Annotated in this window: 19 protein-coding genes and 6 pseudogenes; 15 read left to right on the top strand and 10 right to left on the bottom strand. The window is 57.1% G+C overall.

What is annotated here, in order from left to right:
* Positions 1–772 precede the first annotated feature (772 nt).
* Positions 773–964 (top strand): hypothetical protein, encoded by a 192-nt coding sequence (locus tag AC2GXZ_RS31740; RefSeq protein ID WP_483763241.1) that lies wholly within the window; start codon positions 773–775, stop codon positions 962–964.
* Positions 965–1,179: 215 nt separating this feature from the next.
* Here the strand turns inward: AC2GXZ_RS31740 and AC2GXZ_RS31735 are convergent.
* Positions 1,180–1,449: pseudogene (locus tag AC2GXZ_RS31735) on the bottom strand (integrase core domain-containing protein); the annotation flags it as partial.
* Positions 1,450–1,480: 31 nt separating this feature from the next.
* Between AC2GXZ_RS31735 and AC2GXZ_RS31730 the strand changes: the two are divergent.
* A pseudogene (locus tag AC2GXZ_RS31730) lies at positions 1,481–2,898 on the top strand (IS30 family transposase).
* A 7-nt stretch (positions 2,899–2,905) separates the two neighbouring features.
* On the opposite strand, the pseudogene AC2GXZ_RS31725 reads toward AC2GXZ_RS31730, so the two are convergent.
* From AC2GXZ_RS31725 to AC2GXZ_RS31715, 3 pseudogenes are all read right to left on the bottom strand, one after another.
* Positions 2,906–3,524 (bottom strand): annotated as a pseudogene (locus tag AC2GXZ_RS31725) (IS3 family transposase); the annotation flags it as partial.
* Positions 3,525–4,886: pseudogene (locus AC2GXZ_RS31720) on the bottom strand (IS110 family RNA-guided transposase). It lies immediately after the preceding pseudogene.
* Positions 4,887–5,119: 233 nt separating this feature from the next.
* Positions 5,120–5,371 (bottom strand): annotated as a pseudogene (locus tag AC2GXZ_RS31715) (transposase); the annotation flags it as partial.
* A 551-nt stretch (positions 5,372–5,922) separates the two neighbouring features.
* On the opposite strand from AC2GXZ_RS31715, the gene AC2GXZ_RS31710 reads away from it, so the two are divergent.
* Together AC2GXZ_RS31710 and AC2GXZ_RS31705 are read left to right on the top strand one after the other, a co-directional pair.
* Positions 5,923–6,141: a hypothetical protein gene (locus tag AC2GXZ_RS31710; RefSeq protein WP_483763240.1), complete on the top strand. Its 219-nt coding sequence runs from the start codon at positions 5,923–5,925 to the stop codon at positions 6,139–6,141.
* A gap of 1,639 nt (positions 6,142–7,780) precedes the next feature.
* On the top strand, positions 7,781–8,011 hold the full coding sequence (locus AC2GXZ_RS31705; RefSeq protein ID WP_483763239.1) for a hypothetical protein: 231 nt from the start codon (positions 7,781–7,783) through the stop codon (positions 8,009–8,011).
* Between the two features lie 24 nt (positions 8,012–8,035).
* On the opposite strand, the gene AC2GXZ_RS31700 is transcribed toward AC2GXZ_RS31705, so the two are convergent.
* Positions 8,036–8,521: a response regulator gene (locus AC2GXZ_RS31700; protein WP_483763238.1), complete on the bottom strand. Its 486-nt coding sequence runs from the start codon at positions 8,519–8,521 to the stop codon at positions 8,036–8,038.
* A gap of 73 nt (positions 8,522–8,594) precedes the next feature.
* Here AC2GXZ_RS31700 and AC2GXZ_RS31695 point away from each other — a divergent pair, with 73 nt between their 5' ends.
* From AC2GXZ_RS31695 to katE, 7 genes are all read left to right on the top strand, one after another.
* Entirely contained in the window at positions 8,595–9,278 is a 684-nt protein-coding gene (locus AC2GXZ_RS31695; protein ID WP_483763237.1) for a DUF2382 domain-containing protein, read from the top strand.
* A complete protein-coding gene (locus AC2GXZ_RS31690; protein WP_483763236.1) occupies positions 9,275–10,186 on the top strand; it encodes a PhnA-like protein in 912 nt (303 codons plus the stop codon). The genes AC2GXZ_RS31695 and AC2GXZ_RS31690 overlap by 4 nt, the downstream gene beginning before the upstream one ends.
* A 106-nt stretch (positions 10,187–10,292) precedes the next feature.
* Entirely contained in the window at positions 10,293–11,273 is a 981-nt protein-coding gene (locus AC2GXZ_RS31685; protein ID WP_483763235.1) for a L,D-transpeptidase family protein, read from the top strand.
* A gap of 66 nt (positions 11,274–11,339) precedes the next feature.
* Positions 11,340–11,813: a hypothetical protein gene (locus tag AC2GXZ_RS31680; RefSeq protein ID WP_483763234.1), complete on the top strand. Its 474-nt coding sequence runs from the start codon at positions 11,340–11,342 to the stop codon at positions 11,811–11,813.
* An 8-nt stretch (positions 11,814–11,821) separates the two neighbouring features.
* On the top strand, positions 11,822–12,268 hold the full coding sequence (locus tag AC2GXZ_RS31675) for a DUF421 domain-containing protein (RefSeq protein WP_483763233.1): 447 nt from the start codon (positions 11,822–11,824) through the stop codon (positions 12,266–12,268).
* 160 nt (positions 12,269–12,428) lie between these two features.
* Positions 12,429–12,932 carry a YciE/YciF ferroxidase family protein gene (locus tag AC2GXZ_RS31670; protein WP_483763232.1) on the top strand — a complete coding sequence of 168 codons (504 nt, stop codon included), beginning with the start codon at positions 12,429–12,431 and terminating at the stop codon, positions 12,930–12,932.
* Positions 12,933–13,003: 71 nt separating this feature from the next.
* Positions 13,004–15,154 carry a catalase gene (katE, locus tag AC2GXZ_RS31665; protein WP_483763231.1) on the top strand — a complete coding sequence of 717 codons (2,151 nt, stop codon included), beginning with the start codon at positions 13,004–13,006 and terminating at the stop codon, positions 15,152–15,154.
* A 62-nt stretch (positions 15,155–15,216) separates the two neighbouring features.
* On the opposite strand, the gene AC2GXZ_RS31660 is transcribed toward katE, so the two are convergent.
* The 4 genes from AC2GXZ_RS31660 to AC2GXZ_RS31645 all read right to left on the bottom strand — a co-directional run bounded on the left by AC2GXZ_RS31660 (position 15,217) and on the right by AC2GXZ_RS31645 (position 16,989).
* Complete coding sequence (locus AC2GXZ_RS31660) at positions 15,217–15,378, bottom strand: hypothetical protein (RefSeq protein ID WP_483763230.1); 162 nt, start codon at positions 15,376–15,378, stop codon at positions 15,217–15,219.
* A gap of 110 nt (positions 15,379–15,488) precedes the next feature.
* Complete coding sequence (locus AC2GXZ_RS31655) at positions 15,489–16,106, bottom strand: flavodoxin family protein (protein ID WP_483763229.1); 618 nt, start codon at positions 16,104–16,106, stop codon at positions 15,489–15,491.
* A gap of 146 nt (positions 16,107–16,252) precedes the next feature.
* Complete coding sequence (locus tag AC2GXZ_RS31650) at positions 16,253–16,435, bottom strand: hypothetical protein (protein ID WP_483763228.1); 183 nt, start codon at positions 16,433–16,435, stop codon at positions 16,253–16,255.
* Between the two features lie 290 nt (positions 16,436–16,725).
* Positions 16,726–16,989, bottom strand: a complete 264-nt coding sequence (locus tag AC2GXZ_RS31645; protein ID WP_483763227.1) for a BON domain-containing protein — start codon at positions 16,987–16,989, stop codon at positions 16,726–16,728.
* A gap of 246 nt (positions 16,990–17,235) precedes the next feature.
* Here AC2GXZ_RS31645 and AC2GXZ_RS31640 point away from each other — a divergent pair, with 246 nt between their 5' ends.
* Both AC2GXZ_RS31640 and AC2GXZ_RS31635 read left to right on the top strand, forming a co-directional pair.
* Positions 17,236–17,745: a DUF992 domain-containing protein gene (locus tag AC2GXZ_RS31640; protein WP_483763226.1), complete on the top strand. Its 510-nt coding sequence runs from the start codon at positions 17,236–17,238 to the stop codon at positions 17,743–17,745.
* 54 nt (positions 17,746–17,799) lie between these two features.
* On the top strand, positions 17,800–18,312 hold the full coding sequence (locus AC2GXZ_RS31635; RefSeq protein WP_483763225.1) for a DUF3597 domain-containing protein: 513 nt from the start codon (positions 17,800–17,802) through the stop codon (positions 18,310–18,312).
* A gap of 239 nt (positions 18,313–18,551) precedes the next feature.
* On the opposite strand, the gene AC2GXZ_RS31630 is transcribed toward AC2GXZ_RS31635, so the two are convergent.
* Positions 18,552–19,007: a YidB family protein gene (locus AC2GXZ_RS31630; protein ID WP_483763224.1), complete on the bottom strand. Its 456-nt coding sequence runs from the start codon at positions 19,005–19,007 to the stop codon at positions 18,552–18,554.
* Positions 19,008–19,087: 80 nt separating this feature from the next.
* On the opposite strand from AC2GXZ_RS31630, the gene AC2GXZ_RS31625 reads away from it, so the two are divergent.
* Together AC2GXZ_RS31625 and ypfJ are read left to right on the top strand one after the other, a co-directional pair.
* Positions 19,088–19,339, top strand: coding sequence for a GlsB/YeaQ/YmgE family stress response membrane protein (locus tag AC2GXZ_RS31625; protein WP_483763223.1), 252 nt, complete (start codon positions 19,088–19,090; stop codon positions 19,337–19,339).
* Positions 19,340–19,381: 42 nt separating this feature from the next.
* Positions 19,382–20,149 (top strand): annotated as a pseudogene (gene ypfJ, locus AC2GXZ_RS31620) (KPN_02809 family neutral zinc metallopeptidase); the annotation flags it as partial.

The raw sequence follows: 20,149 nt of genomic DNA, 5'->3' as shown, positions 1-20,149 counted from the left end.
TTGCCTCCGGCCAAATCAACAGTCGGGGCGATGGAATCATAATTCGGAAGCCAACGGAATCCTCAACGCGATTCCGTGTTCAATGGACGTGCTCTAGGTTGGAGGAGGAGGTCTGAGAAATCGGACCTCCTCTCTTTTTTGTTTCTAGACCGCAAGGTTTTGCATCCAAACCGCTGTCACGCCTATGTCACGCAATCATTGAAGCGAATCAATGTAATTTAAGCGGGAGGTATTTAGGCAGCCTCATTTCCCCTACGCCCCTCGTCACGTCTCACGAGGGGCACTTTTTTTCAAGGATTCGATATTGGAAAAAGATCAACGCAATGGCGAAGCTCGGAAACTCCAAGCACGTAGAATACGTGATGGATCTATTAAAAGCTTTCGCTCTGCACTAATAGATTACCTTGAAACGTCAGCTTGCGAAGAGCACGCCCGCAGAGCAATGCCCGTCCAGCCGCCGGGGATGGCTGTGTCCTCGATAAAAATTAAAGAAGATGAGTAACCTCATTCACATCGGCTTCCAGTCCAACGCGATAGTCTTCATAAAAAACCTAACCGCTGACGAAATAGTGGAAGTGATAAGCGAACATGTGCATTCATTCGAAGAAGCTATGGCCGCTATCACCATGCTAAATTCAGCGCGGACAGCTGGCAGCTACAGTGGCACTGGTTGGCGGATCTGGTTTGTTCGTCGGCATTAAACACGAGACGATTGGACTCTAGAGCGAAATTACAGAGTCCTTAAGTGACAGTGTGGTAACCGATCCCGGATATGAAGAAAGTATCTTTTTCGGGAGCGCTTATGAAAAACAATATTGAACAGCGGATCGCGCAAATCGAGATGATCCAGAGTTCAGTTATCGCTGAGGCGGAGTTGCTGCGTGCCGCGTTAGCTGAACTCAAAAGTGCAGCCACAAAATTGGTGGACGCCGCTGATCGAAAACAGTTTAAATCGGATGGATAAGTGCCAATGTCGAGTTCGAAGTTGGTTAGTCGACGATAAGTCGACCACTTGATCCATAAGCTCGCACACACCCGAAGGACCCAACAATGATAGACGAGAAGACTCAGACCGTTATCGTTGACCAACGAGGACATGATCGAATCGTTGCTACCAATGACGGTAAGAGGGTGGAGGAGTGGGCTGCTGCCGGTTTATGGGACACGAGGTTAAGCTAATCACACCTTGGTTTCAAAGTCATTTGGGCTGAGATACCCCAGTGTCGAGTGGCGACGTCTCGGGTTGTAGAAACGCTCGATGTAATCGAACACGTCCGCTCTGGCATCGTTCCTCGTGCGATATACCTTGCGTGCCGTTCTCTCCGTTTTCAGTGATGAGAAGAAGCTCTCCATTGCTGCGTTGTCCTAGACATTTCCGGAGCGGCTCATGGAACAGGTGATGCCGTGGTCGCCCATGAGGCGCTGGAACTGCTCGCTCGTATACTGGGCAGATTCAACCGGTCGCCGCAACACCCCAAACATGGAGGTGCTTATTGTGACGGGAAGAAGGAAATCGGAGCGATCAACGCGGCAGAAATTATCCTCGCCAGGGCGTCCACCGGTGTGGCAGCGTGAGAACCTGTGCCGGTTCTGGCGAGAAATAGCGGCAGGCTTGTCCAGCGAGGATGCCGGTGTGGAAGCCGGCGTCTCTGCCCCTGTTGGAAACCGGTGGTTTCGGAGTTCAGGCGGTATGCCTCCCACACATCTTTCACCCTCGGCAACGCCACTCAAAAACCGCAGCCTGACGTTCGCAGAGCGAGAGGAAATTGCTTTGGAGTGTGCTCGAGGCACCGGCGTCCGAGCCATCGCACGTAAGCTGGGACGATCACCCAGTACAATCTCGCGCGAGATTAGACGAAATTCGGCAACACGCGGCGGCGACTTCAACTATCGCGCCATCACTGCGCAATGGCATGCTGATCGAGCGGCCCTGCGGCCGAAGGTAGCGAAGCTGGTAACCGTGTCGCCCTTCGCGATTACGTCCAGGACCGGCTCTCGGGCCTGATTGCCACGCCCTGCGGCATCGCCTTTGATGGGCCTGCCGTGGTATGGAAAGGACGACGGGCCGTTCATCGGCAAAGCCGACGCTGGTCCAAAGCCTGGAGTCCGGAACAGATTGCACAGCGTCTGAGATTGGACTTCCCCGAGGACGCGACTATGCGCATCAGCCACGAAGCCATCTATCAGGCACTCTACATTCAAAGCCGAGGCGCTTTGAAACGAGAGCTGTCGGCTTGTTTGCGGTCCGGACGAGCACTGCGTTTGCCTCGCGAACGTGCTCGCAATCGGGGTAAGTCCTTTGTTGGGAATGCTCTTATGATCAGCGATCGCCCTGCGGAAATCGATGAACGAGCGGTACCTGGTCATTGGGAAGGTGATCTTATTCTGGGACTCGGCAGCTCCGCGATCGGCACGCTGGTCGAACGTACAACACGGTTCACAATGCTTCTGCACCTGCCACGCATGCAGGGCCACGGGATCGATAAATCCGTCAAAAACGGTCCTGCGCTTGCTGGGCATGGTGCCGAAGCAGTCCGTGATGCGATCGCCGAAACGATCATGGAACTGCCAGCGCACTTACGCCAATCCCTGACTTGGGACCAAGGTGCCGAGATGGCCCAACACGCACAGCTTAAGATCGATACTGGTCTCGATATTTACTTCTGCGACCCTCAAAGCCCATGGCAGCGCGGTAGCAACGAAAACACAAACGGTTTGCTACGGCAGTACTTCCCCAAGGGTACAGATCTGAGCCAGCATGGAGCCGATGAACTCACCGCTGTGGCGCATGCCCTGAATAGCAGGCCGCGCAAAACGCTGGGTTATCGCACGCCGGCAGAAGCGCTCGACGGACTGCTCAAATCGGATATGATCGAAGGTGTTGCGGCGACCGGTTGAATCCGCCCTGGCTTCCCTGATCGGAATGATGCAGCAGCGCGTCCGGCTTTCCTCGACGCCAGATCGCCATGATCAGTGCATCGGTGACGAGTTGGGCCGTCATGTTGGCATTCATCGACCAGCCAACGACACGGCGTGAGGACAGGTCGATGATTGCTGCGACATACGACCAGCCTTCTGCGGTCCAGATATAGGTGAAGTCGGCCACCCATTTCTGGTTCGGACAATCTGTCACGAACTGACGGTCGAGGACGTTCGGGATGATGACGGCACGATCACCGACATCCTTTGGCAAACCACGCCGTCTTGGCCTGGCTCTGAGCGCATTCAAGCGCATCAGTCGCTCGATCCGATGGAGACCACACGACAATCCTTCTTCCAACACTCGTGCCACACGCGACGAGCACCGTATGTGCGGTCGCTGGATTTGAAGCTCTGCGCGATCCTGTCCAGCAGGACATCGTCATAACGGGCGTGTTCGCTCGGAGAACGATTGAGCCAGGCATGGAACCTGAACGAGAAACTCCCAGCGCTTCGCAGAGCCATGCCACCGGCCAGATAGAACGGTGCTTTGTAATGAATGCGAATTTCATATCGCGTCCTTGGCAAAGTAGGCTGCGGCTTTCCTAAGAAACACTCTCCGCATCGAGGATGGGATCAAGTTGATATCCCAAAGAGCGAGCACGGCGCTGCAGGTTTGCCAGGACTCGGCCGCGATGGCGCTCGTCATATGCCGCTGCACCAGGATCACGGTAAGCCATGCCGAACCGAAGCGCATTGAAGAACAGAACTGCGATCTTACGTGCCGTCGCCGTCAGGGCTTTCTGCTTGCCGATGCGCCCTGCCAAACGTCGGTAAGATGCACCCAGTGCCGTGTCGCTTCGACCAATCGTGGTGGCTGCCAACCGCAACAGCGCGGCTGCCCGGCTCGATGATCGGCGCGTTCTCGACGAGAGAAGTCTTCCGCCAGATATTTTGTTGCCAGGGGCCAGGCAGAGCCATGATGTGAAGTGCTTGGCGGTGGGCCATGCTAGCAGATCCGTTCCGCATTAGCCGATGAGCTTGAGGGCGAGCGAGGAGCCGAGGCCGTGAATCTGCGTCAAGTCGGTGCCTGTAAGGCCGTATAGAGCGGCCCGGACATCAAAAGACGGTGCACTCGTCTGCTTGGTCTTCGTCCGGATCTTTGGCAGTGGGGCGAGCGGAGCTTCAAGTTCGCCGGTCATGGAAACTATCGCTGCCTCAAGCTTGCGGTCGCATTCGAACATCTTCACCTGGTAGAAATCGTAAAGCTCCAGTGATTGGGAAAGCGCAAACACGTGCTCATCACGATCGTTACCGATCAGGGATGCTCGGATTGTTTCGACAGAAGAGTGGCAGCGAACATCACGCAATGATGCCAAGGCGTCGGGATCGCGCTCGCCGGAAACGATTGCCCGGATAATCTTCATACCGGTCACACCGGTGATGTCGGAGACAACATGATGGAGCTGTAGGTTCATCTCCATCAGAGCCTTCTGCATGTGCTGGATATGAGCTGCCGCATACTCGACCAGCCGTTCTCGTTGACGCAGATAAGCACGCAAAGTGGCAACCTGTGCATTGGGGCGAAAGCTGCCGCGTAGTAGACCATAGGAATGCAACTGGCGAAGCCATGCCGCATCGTTGACGTCGGTCTTCCGGCCGGGGACGTTCTTCGCATAACGCGCATTGACCAGGATCACCTCAAATCCGTGCTGCTCCAGAATCTCGAATGCCGGTACCCAGTAGACGCCGGTCGACTCCATCGCCACGCTCGTGACGCCACAAGAACGGAACCAATTGGCAAGGTCATGCAGGTCATGTGTGAATGTGCCGAAGGCTCGGATCGGCATATCATCACTATCCGGATTGACCGCCGCCATATGCATCGTGGACCCGATATCGATGGCGGCGGCGCCTGGATTCACACGAGTAAGGTTCTGTGAGGCAGATGATTTTGTCTTGGGCATGCCTTCTCCTCCTTTGTTTGGGGAGGGGCTGGGCCGCGCAAGTTCGTCATTTTCCTAACCGGGATCGCCGCCAAAGCTGCGTCACCACTCTCAAGTTCGCAACAGCCCATGTGCCACGTTTTTTAACGGGGTCGAACGCCTCCAATAAGCAGTCGGCAACTCCCCTCCGGTAGCGATTGTAGCATGACCTGTTTCTACCGCGCACAGGCGGACCAAAGCCCGTGATCGTTTTATAGGATATCGCGCTCCGCTTTCAGCCTAGCGACTTCACGACGCAGCCGCTCGATCTCAAGCTGCTCCGGCTTCATCTGGCCTTTTCCAGGAAACGACTGGCTGGGGTCGTCGCAATATTCCCGAACCCATTTGCGCAGCACATTCTCGTGGACATCAAGGTCACGAGCCGCCTGCGCAACAGTGACCCCACGTTCCCTGACAAGCCTCACAGCCTCAAGCTTATACTCGCGGCTGAATATTCGTCTTTGCATTCATGCTCTCCGGTTTCAGGAGGAACATCTTAACTCGATGTCCATGAAAGCGGCAGCAGGCCAGAGAGAAGCTTCCACGAGGAGGCGGCGGCGAAGACCTTTGCATCATATGAACGCAAACGCCTTGAGATGGGCCTGTAGACGTTTTCCTTCATTTGAGATGCCAGGGCGGCAGATTAAGCTTTCGTTAATTCATTTTGTAGGCTGTTGGAATGTGCCAGGCAGGTAGAGGTTCTCCACTCAATAACTTTCGAGGCGCGAATGAACCGACTGTCGATCACTATCTTTGTCTGCCTTTCCGTCGCAGCGATCGCATTTGTCGCCTACAGTTTCCTCGCCAATCTTTGATAGAGATCAAGTAAACGAATTACGCGTTCTGTGTTTGGCCATTAGTCACCACGTGCGGACTTCTCCGTTCATCTTAAGCAACAGGTGTGGAGCTCGGCGCGTGGTGGCACCTTAGATCAGATGTGAGCTACGGCATTTTACAACGTCAGTGAAACAAATCTTCTCCCCATCCGTTCATGGACGCACCGGACGGAGTAGAAAGCATGATGATTATTCACGACTGGCTTGAGGACAGGGTCGCAGAGCGACGCTTCAATGTTATACCTTGCGACGACGCGTCAGAATTCGCGATGCTGGGCGGTGTTCTTCGAGCGGAGGCACAATTAGCGGGCTACTCACCGGAAGCATTAGAGGCGGCCTGCGACGGCGACCTGTGCAGCTATCTCATGCGACATGCCCAAAGCGAAACAGCAGTAGCCTGAGGAGTAGCTATGAGCACCGAAAGAACCGCGCGTTCTCGTATGTCAATTTTCGTGGGCGCCATATTCGTGATTGGCCTGATGTTAGCTGCCTACTACACTTTTTTCAAGACGCCAGGCGAGGTCAAGGACGCGCCCGTGTCCGAGATCGTAAATCCGAAGTCTTAAGATGCCTAGCAGGCTTGGTTGGGAGAAATCCACGCCCAACCAGGCTACCGGCGTTATCGTCAACGATCTATTTATCGACTCTTTGGAAATAAAATGAACCTTACAGACGAAGAGCAAAAAGCTGTACGCTACGAGGGCATAATCGCTGCACTTCGAGACAAAAGTTCGAATGAGTGCCCATATCCAGATGAAGATGACCGTCCCATGATCTGGGTCGATAGTTACCATTCTGCAAATCCGAACATCAAGAAGTAACAAGCCACAGAGGCTGCCGCGATGGTCGCCGTCTATTCGGAACCTTTGCTGCTACCGTGGGTTCTAGCCACAGAACCAACGTGAGGCTTCGAATTTCATGAAGTCAGCTAACGAGCAGTTTCCCGACTACCCCCTTCCAACCCGAAGCGTCGGCGATGGGAAGATTGTCATTGTTGGTTGCATCGTGGCATGCACGTTAATCGGTGTTCTCACAATTTTTGGCGTTATTTATGCCGCGGCTTAACTCGCCAATTCGACCTCGGGGCGTAGCCCTCGTTGTTGCGCTACCAAGGGCTGATCGATATCTCAAGGCTATGAAACAATCTTCTCCCCGAAATTATTTTTCAGCGTTTCACTTTCTGCAGCCGTGGCAGCCCTCGTGACCTTGGGCATTACATGGCTGTCGTAGATCTTGGCCGGCTTCATCTAAATTCAAGGGCGACTGTCATGCCAAGCCCACGAGGTCAGGGCGAGAAAGCGCAGGAACCTTTTCACGCCTTTGCTGTTATAAGATGCCAAACCCTGTTGCGTCCGCTCCGGGGTTGGTTATTAGGCCCCGCTACGATCCCAAAGCCGTAGCGGGGCTTTTGATGTCAGGGTGGATGCCTAGGGCGATGCCTGAATGATTCCGACTGCGAAGCTGTAGCCCATCATGAATCTACCGTAAGTAAGCCTGCACTGCGGGGGAAGAAGATTTGGGATCGTCGCCATGGGGGCTTTCCAAGATGAGGTGCCAGATAACGTCATCCCGAAATAATAAGTTCCGATGGTGCGTCAGCACAGTACCTGCCGTACATTCTTCTTGTTGACGCAACTCCTCTACTTGCCGCTGTTTTGCCGAGCATTAGTTCATTGTGATGGACAAAGATGACGGCATTCCACAAAAGCGAAACCGCGAGAAGAGCTCCTTGGCGGACAGGAAGCAACGCTTCGACGCAACGCATTACAGCGCCATGGCGTCGATCAAGGCTGAGGCGGAGGAGCGACGGCTGAAGACGGAGCGCTTACGAAAGATGAGGCTTCAATCGGGAAGTTGACGGAATTTACCCGCCTACACACTCTCGCTTGAGCGGCGGAATCGTGTCGTTGGGGGCAAGGCCTGACCTGACGCATCCGGAAACGCGCCTGAGAATGCCGATCTGACTTTGAGCGGACCAGACGCGTTCTGACATCGCGCTGTCATCTCCCTTCGCTATCTCACCCTCGAATGGAGAAGGTGATGGCAAGAGACATTGAGGATATCGCGCGGACGATCGCCGAACTCGCTCTCCCGGGAATGCGACCGAAGGATCTTGTGGACGCGGTCCGAAAGAAACACCCTACTGCGTCTAAAAAAGAAATATCTCGTGCCGCCTTCTACGCGGTTATCCTAGCCGCTGAGGAAGAGCCACGCCGCGCTGAGGCGCTCCACGAGTTGGCGAGCGTCACACGAAACGAGCTCAACGAATAGAAGGGTCTCGCCAGGCAGTCGTCGTCAGTGAAACGCAATAAAGCGCTTTGGAGCGATACAGTCCCGCCCGGCATGATGATCCGTTGCGTACTGGATCGTCTCGACCAGTTCCAGGTCCATCACCGGCTTTGAGATCACCCCAAGGGCGCCATCAACGCCTGAACCAAGCTGTTCCGGATTGCCAGTCATGAAGACGACGGTGACCCCATCTGCTGCCAGACGTCGGCCGATTTCGGGGCCTGTCGCACCATCGATGAGATTGACATCGACAAATGCGACCTCTGCCTTGTCGGCAAGCTGGTACGCTTCCTCTGCCGTGGCTGCCGTCCCGATGGCCTCATACCCAAGCGACAAGACTGCCTCTTCGACCGCGCTCGATAACAGCCACTGGTCTTCAACGATCAGGATATTCATCATGTTTATCCAACCTTTCTTCGTGAGCGACACAATCGCCGTCTGGAAATTTTGTTCCGGGACAAGTCCGCTTTTGCAAAGATTTGCCGCAAGCAAGGTGGAGATAGTTTCCAAGTAACAAGGTTGGATTCGGCTCGTTCAATGCTGGTCGCAACAATCTGGAATGCGGATGACCAAGCCTGACGAAAAACTCTCACTGATCGAAGAACAGCTTGTCATCGACAAGCGCGCCGTGAGCGACGGCCGCGTTCGCGTCAGCACGAAACCCGATTTTGTCACAGAAGCAGCGGAAGCACACCTCGACAGCGAGAATGTCGAGGGGACGCGGGTCGCGATCGGCCGTGAAGTGTCAGAAGCACCGGCCGTTCGTACAGAAGGTGACGTGACCAACCATGGCCGGGTGCGTGTCCGTTCCTACGTGGTCGAAAATCCTGTCAGTGAACAGGTATCGCTGCGCGATGAAAACGTCAGCATCGAACGCCGCACGGTCGACCGACCTGTATCGGGAACGGAAAACGCCTTCGTCGACCGCACGATCGAGGCCGAAGAGCACCATGAAGAGGCTGTCGTCTCGAAGGATGCGTTGTCGAAGAGATCGCGCTGCGCAGGACCGCCGAGCAGCGCGAGGAGACCATCAGCGACAGCGTCCGTCGTACCGAGGTGGAAGTCGAAGATGAACGGTCCGACCGCGCGGTCCGCAAGGACTAATCAAGGCTCTTCGTTTGATTTATTTGCACCAGAGACCGGCGGTCCCATCGCCGGTCTTTTTTGTCCTTGGTGGTACGGGAACCGAACGGCAATTGCGGCGTTAGTGTGGCACTCACGTTCCCGTGATGAAGAGGATGCACCATGACCGAACCTGTCTCCGTCCACGTTTCCCGCGATGCGGCTTACGTCGACCCCTCCCTCACAGCCACTTTGCATAAGGTGTCGTGGGGCGCGATCTTCGCCGGGGTCGTACTGGCACTCGCCGTCCAGTTCCTCCTCAATCTTCTGGGCGTCGGCATTGGCGCCGCCGTTATTGATCCGGCAACCTATGACAACCCGAATGCCAGCACCTTCTCCATCGCCGGTGGCGCGTGGTTCGTTGTGGCCGGCATCGTTGCTTCCTTCGTCGGCGGTTATGCCGCCAGCCGCCTTTCCGGACGTCCAAGCCGCTCGACAGGCGGGTATCAGGGTGTGACTACCTGGGCCGTCACCACCCTGGTCATCCTTTATCTGCTGACGACGTCGGTGGGTGCCCTCATCGGCGGCGCGTTCAGCGGTCTGTCGAGCATTGTCGGCGGTGTCGGCCAGACGGCGGCGACCGCTGCCACGGCTGCAGCCCCTGCCCTCGCCAACTCGGCCAACCCGATGGCGGGGATTGAGCAGCAGATCCGCAATGCGTCCGGCGGCAACGATCCGGCAGCCCTGCGTGATGCCGCCGTGTCGGCCGTGCAGGCTGCGGTGACCGGTGACCAGGCGAAAGCTGCCGATGCCCGCAACCGCGCCGCCGATGCGATCGCGAAGGCACAGAACATCCCGGTCGATCAGGCCCGGACCCAGGTCGAGCAGTACGAGAAGACCTACCGAGACAATATTGCAGCTGCGAAGCAGCAGGCGCTCGATGCCGCCCAGACGGCCACCAAGGCTGTCTCAGCCGGTGCGATCCTTGGCTTCTTCGCCCTCCTGCTCGGGGCTGTGGCAGCCTGGTTCGGTGGCTCCTACGGCACGAAGAAGGCTTTGCTGCTGGCGGAAACCACCACTCGCCGCACCCTTTAACAAGATCAAGGCCGCCGCAAACGGCGGCCTTTTCCACGACCTTTATCCAATGAAGCCTCTCCATCCACCGGGTGGAGAGGCTCTCCTCAATTTATCGGTAGCCTCCATGCAGAATGCCTTTCGGTACTTTTCACTGACCGCCGCTCTAACGCTCTGTTCCCCAGCCGTTGCAGCGCCGATCGACGCACAAGCCGTCAATACCTCCGCCATCGCTTCCCTTCCGATCGAGGCGCCGGCGGAAAAACAGACTGAGCCCAATCCAGCCATCGTGCATCTGCAGGTCCTGCTCGACCGGGCTGGTTCATCGCCGGGTGTCATCGACGGTTATTTCGGCGACAACCTGACGAAAGCGATTGCCGGCTTCGAGGCGCTTCAGCGTCTGCCAGTGGATGGGAAGCTCGATCCCGACGTATTGGGCCGCTTGACCGATGATGCCCCGGCCATCCAGGCCTATGCCATCACTCAGGAGGACGGCAAGGATATCGTCGAGAGCATTCCGAAAGACTATGCCGAGCAGGCCAGTATGGAGCATCTCGGCTATACCAGCATTGCCGAGAAGCTGGCCGAACGGTTCCACATGCATATCGCGCTGATCAAGGCCCTCAATCCGACGGCGGCCTTCAAGCCGGGCGAAACGATCGCTGTCGCCATTCCCGGTGCTACGAGGACCGGATCGGTCAAGCGGATCGAGGTTCATCGCAAACTGGCGCAGGTCTTCGCTTTCGCCGAAGACGGCTCGCTGCTCGCGGTGTATCCGGCGACGATCGGCAGCCAGGATTCGCCGTCGCCGACCGGCACGCACAAGGTCAAGGGCGTCTCGCGGATGCCGACCTATACCTACAATCCAAAAATCAATTTCCAGCAGGGCAACAACAAGAAGATCCTTGAACTGCCCAGCGGGCCGAACGGGCCTGTCGGAACCGTCTGGATCGACCTGACGGAGCCGACCTACGGCATTCACGGCACGCCTGAACCGGAACTGATCGGCAAGGTCGGATCGCATGGATGTGTTCGGCTGGCCAACTGGGACGTCGAGGAACTGGCCGGGATGGTCAAGCCGGGCGTGGTCGTCGAATTTGTCGAGTAGGTCCGGCTCACCGCCATTGGAAGAGCACAGAGGATTCCCATGAAACGAAGCTCCAAGCCCATACCTTTGCCGGAAGGTGTCGAGGATCATGGGCCGTTTCAGCGCCGGTTCTGGCTTGCCCAGCGATGCGCCTGGGTCGCATTTGCTTTCATCCTGTTGGCATGCCTGTTCGGGCTGCTTGGCCGCGGCGGCATGTTCTCCCGATCGGTCGTTCACCTCACGCAAGGCACGATCGATCTTCCGGCGATCTCTCGCTGGAATGCACCGGACGATCTGAAGGTTACATTGATTGCGGCCGCACACGACCAGATCATTTTCGTCGATCCTCAATTCCTCGAAAGCTTTTCGGTCGACGGGATCGATCCACCACAAAAGGCGACCGTCGCGCGCGGGGGACGCATCGGGTACGTCTTTCCCGCCGACCCGGCGGGACCGACCAGCATCGTATTTCGCTTGCAAACGCAGCACCCCGGTTGGCGTTCTTACGAGGTCGGGATCGGCGACGACGTTTCCGAACGCTCCACGCTCATTCTCCCCTGAGGCTCACCATGGACGCTGTCATCCGCGGACTGGCAATATACTTCACGCTGCTTGTTATCATCCGCCTTTCGGGACGGAGGACGCTGGCGCAGATGACACCGTTCGACCTTGTCATCGTGCTCGTCATATCCGAGACCACGCAGCAGGCAATGCTTGGCGACGACTTTTCGATCACCAACGCCATTATCCTGATCCTGACGTTGTTCACCACCGATATCGCTTTGTCCTACCTCAAGCGATGGTCGCCCAAGACGGCACACGTCATCGATGGCGTGCCCACCGTGCTCGTTGCCGATGGTCGATATGACGAACGGGCATTGCGAGGATGCCGCCTTGACAAGGAGGATGTCATGGAGGCGGCCCGCAATCAGGAGGGTATCGAACGTGTGAGCGACATCAAGTTTGCGATCCTCGAAGTCAGCGGCAACATCAGTATTATAAAGAAGCAAGATTGACCGACGTGTGAATTCCCACTCACCGTCCGCTAGCGTACTGGAACAATGACACACGCCGCAGGTTGAAACTCCGCGCTGCCGCTCCCGCGACGGCGCCCGATCGCTTGACCGAACCATTAGGCAATCGGCCGTTTCCCGTCATCACGATCAGGAGGACATCATGGCCAGTACGAAAACACTCGACGACCTATTTCTCGATACCTTGAAGGACATCTATTTTGCCGAAAAGCAGATCCTCAAGGCTCTGCCTAAGATGACTCGCGCTGCCTATTCGGAAGAGGGCAAGGCGGGATTCCTGCAACATCGCGACGAAACGCAGGGCCAGATCGACCGTCTCGAACAGGTGTTCGAGCTGCTCGGCAAGCCGGCCCGCGGCAAGACTTGCGAGGCGATCCAAGGCATTATCGCCGAGGGCGAGGAAATCATTGAGGAGTTCAAGGGCTCCCCGGCCCTTGACGCCGGTCTGATCTCGTCGGCCCAGGCGGTCGAACACTACGAGATCGCTCGCTACGGCACGCTGATTGCCTGGGCCGAGCAACTCGGTCTCAATGATGCAGTGCCGCTCCTGCAGGCGAACCTCGCCGAAGAAGAAGCCACAGACCAGAAGCTGACACAGCTTGCCAAGGCCCAGGCGAATGCCAAGGGCAAAGGCAAGGCTGCCTGAGCCAGCTGTCGAAGGGCCGTCCGTTGGGCGGCCTTTTTTCGATTCATGTTTTTTTCAACAGGGGAATACAGATGGCCAAGCGAACAACGAAAACCGCGTCCGCCTCATCCGCGAGCGACACAGTCACCATTCATGACCAGAAGCTTCAGCGCGGCACAGGCGGCGAGCTGCATCAGTATGCGGAAGGCGACGCTCCGGTGCTGACCACAGCGCAGGGCGGGCCAGTTTCCGACGATCAGAACTCGCTTCGCGTCGGCGCGCGCGGACCGCTTCTCGTCGACGATTTTCATTTCCGGGAGAAGATCTTTCACTTCGATCACGAGCGCATCCCGGAACGGGTGGTTCACGCGCGAGGTTATGGCGCGCACGGCTATTTCGAGACTTACGAGTCTCTCGCAGCCTATACGAAAGCCGACCTCTTTCAGCGTGCCGGCGAAAAAACTCCAGCCTTCGTCCGCTTCTCGACGGTCGCCGGCAACAAGGGATCGGCTGACCTGGCCCGCGACGTGCGCGGTTTCGCCGTCAAGATCTATACACAGGAAGGCAACTGGGATCTGGTCGGCAACAACATCCCGGTGTTCTTCATTCAGGATGCCATCAAGTTCCCGGATCTGATCCATGCCGCCAAGCAGGAGCCCGATCGCGCCTTCCCGCAGGCGCAGACGGCGCATGACAATTTCTGGGATTTCATCAGCCTGACGCCCGAGAGCATGAACATGGTGATGTGGATCATGTCGGATCGGACGATTCCACGGTCCTTCCGCTTCATGGAAGGGTTTGGCGTCCACACGTTCCGCTTTGTCAACGCCAAGGACGAATCCACCTTCGTCAAATTCCACTGGAAGCCGAAGCTGGGCTTGCAGTCTGTTGCCTGGAACGAAGCGGTCAAGATCAACGGCGCTGACCCGGACTTTCACCGCCGCGATCTCTGGCAGGCGATCCAGTCGGGCAACTTTCCGGAATGGGAGCTACAGGTCCAGTTGTTCGATCAGGAGTTCGCCGACAGCTTCGATTTCGACGTTCTCGATCCGACCAAGATCATCCCGGAAGAAATCCTTCCGCCTCAGCCGATCGGCCGTCTGGTCCTCGATCGTATGCCCGACAACTTTTTCGCGGAGACCGAGCAGGTGGCGTTCATGACCCAGAACGTGCCGCCGGGCATCGATTTCAGCAACGACCCACTCTTGCAGGGGCGTAATTTCTCATACCTTGACACCCAGCTGAAACGCCTTGGTGGTCCGAACTTTACGCACCTGCCGATTAATGCACCGAAGTGTCCCTTCGCGCATTTCCAGCAGGACGGACACATGGCGATGCGCAATCCCGTCGGCCGTGCGAACTATCAGCCGAATTCCCATGGCGAAGGTCCGCGGGAGTCGCCGACGCGAGGCTTCCGCCACTTCGCTGCTGAGGAGCAAGGTCAGAAGGTCCGCCTCCGCCCCGAAAGCTTTGCTGATCACTACAGCCAGGCGCGGCAGTTCTATATCAGCCAGACCGGCGCCGAACAGCGCCATATCGCCTCTGCCTTGACCTTCGAGCTCAGCAAGGTCGAGATACCTGCGATCCGTGAGCGGGTGGTCTCGCACCTGCTGAATATCGACGAGACCTTAGCCACGACTGTGGCAGAGAAGCTCGGTATCCAGCAGATACCACAGCCCGCCGATGCTGCTGTTCCAACGCGGCAGGATCTCGAACCATCGCCGGCACTCAGCATTGTCGAGCGCGGCCCGAAACGCTTCGAAGGCCGCAAGCTCGGAATTCTGGTCACTGACGGCGTCGACGCCAAGCTCCTCAAGGGCTTGATGGACGCCGTCATCAAGGAAAAGGCAGTCGTCGAATTGATCGCGCCGAAGGTGGGAGGGGTCACGGCGTCGGACGGCAAATTCGTCGAAGCGAAGCACATGATCGACGGCGGACCGTCCGTCCTGTTTGACGCCGTGGCGCTGCTGACCTCGGCCGCCGCGATCGACGATCTTCTCAAAGAGGCGACGGCGCGCGACTTCGTGGCGGATGCCTTTCAACATTGCAAGTTCATCGGTTACGACCAGTCGGCCATGCCGCTTCTTGAGAAGGCGGGTATCGCTGACGCCCTTGATGAAGGCGTGCTCGCGCTGCCGGGCGAAGAGGGCTTGTCCAGTTTCGTTGAAGAACTTGGCAAGCTGCGTGTTTGGGGCCGTGAGCCATCTGTGAAGCTTGGCAAGGCATCTCCTCCGATCGCATAATTCAAAAGGGCGCGGATTAAGTCCGCGCCCTCCATCCGTCCGGCCCCGAGGAGCCGTTGAAGTTACTTTGAGTTCTTGTGGCTCTGCTCGCCAGCTTTGACATGCTGCTCATGCGAGCCGCCCTGCTTGCCGGATGAAGTCGAGTTCTTATCCGAAGACGACGCGCTTTTGCTGCCGCCCGACTTCGAGCTGCCCTTTGATTGGGTACCGCTTGTCGATGCCATGTTGCACTCCTCCTTTTAGAGATCGGATTGATCTCGCATAACGAACTTCACAACAAGGCGACTGTTCCTCAGGTGGCTTCGAAATCAGCCGAGGCCCGCCGCCGATGGCTTTACTCATCCTCACCCGGATATTGCGATGTCTTCAACAGACCTGCGAGATGAGCCGTGTTGCGTGCCAGCATCGAGATCATCGTCTCCACCTCTTCAGGCGTTTCGTCGAGATCGATGAAGTTGGTCGAGCCCATCGCCTCTCCCACCCAATAGGCAACGGCATTGGCCGGGATGGTAAAGCCAACATCGTTGAGCGCCTGGTACACCTCGGCCGACACGTGATGGGCGCCGTCCTCATTGCCGACGACCGCGACCGCTGCGACCTTGCCATAGGACACCATCCGCCCTTGCTCGTCCGTCTCCTCCAGGAATGCGTCCATGCGCTCCAGAGCCCGCTTGCAGACGCTGGAAGGCTGCCCGAGCCAGATCGGCGTACCGACTAAAACGATGTCGGCTTCGAGTACCTTATCTCTGATTTTCGGCCAAGCATCACCTTCGCCTTCGTCCGATGTCACGCCGGGCTTGATATCGTGGTCGGCGAGCCGGACGATCTCTGTCTCGACCTCGTGTTTCTCGAACTCTTTGGCTATGAGCTCGAGCAGCTTCCCCGTCGAGGAGGACTCAGAGGAAGTGGACGATTTAAGGGTGCTGTTGAAAGCAAGGGCTTTGATCGACATGGAAGTATCCTTCGAATACAGAGTTATCGGACGGCGATTCCCGCAGAGCGTATCCCCGGTTAGGATTCAGCAGGAATAAAGCCCTGGATGACTGTCCGTTCCCCAATTGGTTACGGCTGACAGAAAATCCTCGGTCTTCAGACGAGCTAGACCGGGAAGCGGTCGCCAAGCAGATCGACAGCAGCATCATCGGTTTGATCAGCGACACTGCAGACAGCGTCGCTGAGCACGATCACGTCGAAGCCGAGGTCGATTGTGCCAAGCTGTCGCCACTCAAGCGGAGCGGGAAGTTCGAACAGTTCCCGATGCGGATGCTCGCCGATCATCATCCACAATTTTTGGTAATAATTCTGCGGCCCGAGCCCTCGTTCGAGCTTATCGGTTAGAAACGCGTAAAGACCGTCTTCTCAGCGTGCCGTTCGGAAACCTCTAGGTGAGGCTATACCCGCGCCATCCATGGCACGTACCAAGACGTGACTTCGGCAAACATCCGCTGGATGGCGCGGCACTTACGCTGCAAGACGCCGATCGCCTTTGAACTCACCTGCATCAAGTAGCGAACCTGCGGGCAGAAGTTCCGATTTGGTATCGAAAATACGGACAACGCCAAGCTTTAAGCTCAACTCCAGCAGAAAAGAAAGCATTTCACGCGCTCGCTTCCGACAATCCCACCCGCTATTCCCATTACCTTGGCAATCTGCTCGGGTTCCGCCACGTAGCCCTCCAACACCACGTACCCTGCAGATACCGAAATCCTTACTCCTGATGTCTCAAAACCCGGCTCCGCAGAAATCGCGGCCGCGATCAAAGATTTTAGCTTTTGATTAGCCGCCACGACTTCTTGAGACCTACTGCCACGATCGTCCACCCCCAGCTCGGTCATTGTCCTCTCACTTCCTAGCTAAATGGAAACAATAAAAATTTAGAAGATTTGTTCCTGCATCCAGCCTGGTAAATGTAGATCAGCATAATATCGATTAGGCAAACCGACCAATGGAAGGTTCTATATGTCGGTGACAGCCGAGCCCGGCGCAAAAATCCAGCCGTACTCGATATTGCCTTTGTTTCTTTGCCCGATGAACGAATTAGGGCGCGCGGCGTTCTTGTCGGACGAACAGGGAGAACCACCATGAATAGAATTGCGATGATCGCGGCTAGCTGTGCCTTTGCACTTGGCTCAACGGCTCAGGCTGCATCTATGCATAAGCAAAGCTCACAGCATGTCGCCAGTCAGCCGAAAGAGCGACTGGGAACGCTGACCTGCACTGTCGCTGGCGGCGTTGGCCTGATTATCGGGTCAAGCAAGGCTGTAGATTGCACTTTCAAGCGCAACAAGGGCAAGTCGGAACACTATGTGGGATCGATTGGTAAGCTCGGGATCGATGTCGGGGTCACCCGCAAGTCTTATCTCAGCTGGCTGGTTGTGAATGTCAAACCGACATCAGTCGGATCTGGTGCCCTGGCTGGCACTTACGTCGGCGCTTCAGCGGGCGCCTCGGTCGGCGTCGGACTTGGCGCAAATGCGCTGGTAGGTGGTGACGCAAGAAATTTCGGTCTGCAGCCTCTTAGTGGCGAGACCAGCACCGGATTAAATGTAGCGGCGGGCATTTCCAGGCTAACCCTGCAGTCTGCGCGATGATCGATCGGCACGTATTAGCAGCCAAAAAAACTCAAGACACTGAGGAAACACATCATGGGTATTTTCGATCGCATCAAGCACGCCTTGTTTGGCGAAGCCCACGCGGCCCAGAGCACTGCGCAGGCAACAACCGCGCCCGGCGTTAATCCGACCCCCGCTTCGCCGTCGCCCGCCGCGCCCGGTCAGCCGTCGCCGGTCGCGCCTGTCGGCTCAGCCACGTCAGCAGCATCGCCGGCTGGTCAGCCGACAAACGCTCCAGGTCAGATGTCGTCATCCGCGCCGACCTCACCCTCGGCGGCCTCAGGCCAGCCTGTCGACGTCGAGACCGTACTCAATAACGCTGTAAAAAAGTCCGGTCAGAAACTCGACTGGCGCCATTCGATCGTCGACCTGATGAAGGCGCTGGGCATGGATGCAAGTCTCGAAGAACGCAAGGAGCTTGCTGGTGAGCTCGGCTACACCGGCGATTTACACGACAGCGCGAAGATGAACACCTTCCTGCACAAGGCTCTGATGAAGAAGCTGTCGGAAAACGGTGGCAAGGTCCCGGCTGACCTGCTCGACTAGCCGGCCCCAACTGAAGCTTCGATCAACCCGCCGGTGATAGCCGGCGGGTTTCTATTGTCAGTCACTCTGTTCTTGAGCAACGGGCAAAGGCGCCGTCGGTGACTGTCGGCAAACAAAAGGCCCGTGCGGATCCGCCAGCGCACGGGGATTAGGCCTAATCGATACATTCGACATGACCGGCATGAACTGCTTCGGCAGCCATTGGCAAGTCACAAAGCGTTACGATCGCAGTCGTGCAATCAAGCGATGGACGATCCGCCAAGCAGGCTTGCAACTCTCTGCTGGTCCGGCACCTGACCGTTCGGGGTGAGCTTGTCGACCACGCCTGGCAAGACCTTCGAGAGCTGCTCGAGCAGTTCCTGCTCGGATACCCCGGCCTGCCGCGCCAGATCGCTGATCGTTTTACTGCCCACGGCGTCCTGCAACTGACCGGGTGCAATCGATTTGTTGTCACCGGCTTTGACCCATGAGTCGACGGTCTCGGAATGGCCAGCGTTGGTGAGTCTGTCCAGGAGACCACCGAGGCCGCCGAGCAGGCCGCCGTTGTCGTGCTGCTGCTGAGGCGTTTTCTGTTGCCCAGCCTCCGGGTCAGCCGACCGCCCGGCAAACATTTTGCCGACCAGCAGGGCGCCAAGCGCGATCATCAGCGGCTTGGAGATATTGCCGCCCGGAACGGCATCATCAAAAATACCCATGTCACTCTCCTTCTCATTCGATCTTGCTGATCTAATTTTTATCGGAGCAAAGACAAGGTCAGGCAACAACAGGTGCGCGCATGTCAGTAATTGGATGGATTGTCCTCGGGCTTATCGCCGGCTTTATCGGCAGCAAGATCGTCAACAAGACCGGCGCGGGGGTCCTTATGGACATCGTGCTCGGCATCGTCGGCGCCATCATCGGCGGTGTGATATTTAGCTTCTTTGGCGCCAATGGCGTCACCGGCTTCAATATCTACAGCCTCATCGTTGCCGTGATCGGCTCAGTTGTCGTGCTGTGGCTTTATCATGCAATTCAGGGCCGCCGTTGATCAAGCAACATTGCAAGCACAAACCGTCATAAGGATACCGGCATGGAATGGAGAGGTCGTCGCCAATCGGATCAGGTGGAAGACCAGCGCGGTTCATCCGGCGGGTCACTCGGGCAAGGCGGCGGATTTCGCATCCCGATCGGTGGTGGAGGACGCGGCGGCGGCCTCGGGATCGGTGGCATCGTCGTCGTCCTCATCATCTGCTGGATCACCGGCATCAATCCGTTGACGCTGCTGTCAGGGAGCGACGTCGGCTTCGGTACCGGCGATGGACAGCAGCAACAACAAAACGGTGCGCCCCCCGCCAACGACGACACGACGGCGTTTGTCCGAACTGTGCTGGCAGAAACGGAAGACATTTGGGGATCGATCTTCCAGCAAAGCGGCCAGACTTATCAGAATCCGACGCTTGTCCTGTTTTCCGGACAGGTGCGCTCGGCCTGCGGATTTGCGTCGGCTGCGAGCGGGCCGTTCTATTGCCCGAACGATCGCAAGGTCTATCTCGACACGAGCTTCTTCCAGGAGCTCGATCAGCGCTTCAAAGCCTCCGGCGATTTCGCGGAAGCCTATGTGGTGGCACATTAGGTCGGGCACCACGTCCAGAACCTGCTTGGCATTCTGCCGAAGGTCAATCAGGCGCGGCAGAACATGAGCGAGGCTCAGTCGAACCAGATGTCTGTGCGGGTAGAGCTTCAGGCTGATTGCTTTGCCGGGGTTTGGGGCAAGTCCACCGACCAGAATGGCATCCTGGATCGCGGCGATCTCGGAGAAGCTCTGAATGCCGCCCAGCAGATCGGCGACGACACACTT

The organism is Aliirhizobium sp. YIM B11859, assembly GCF_057163345.1.
Note: the sequence above shows the minus strand (reverse complement) of the source record. Positions and strands in the feature narration are given on the sequence as shown.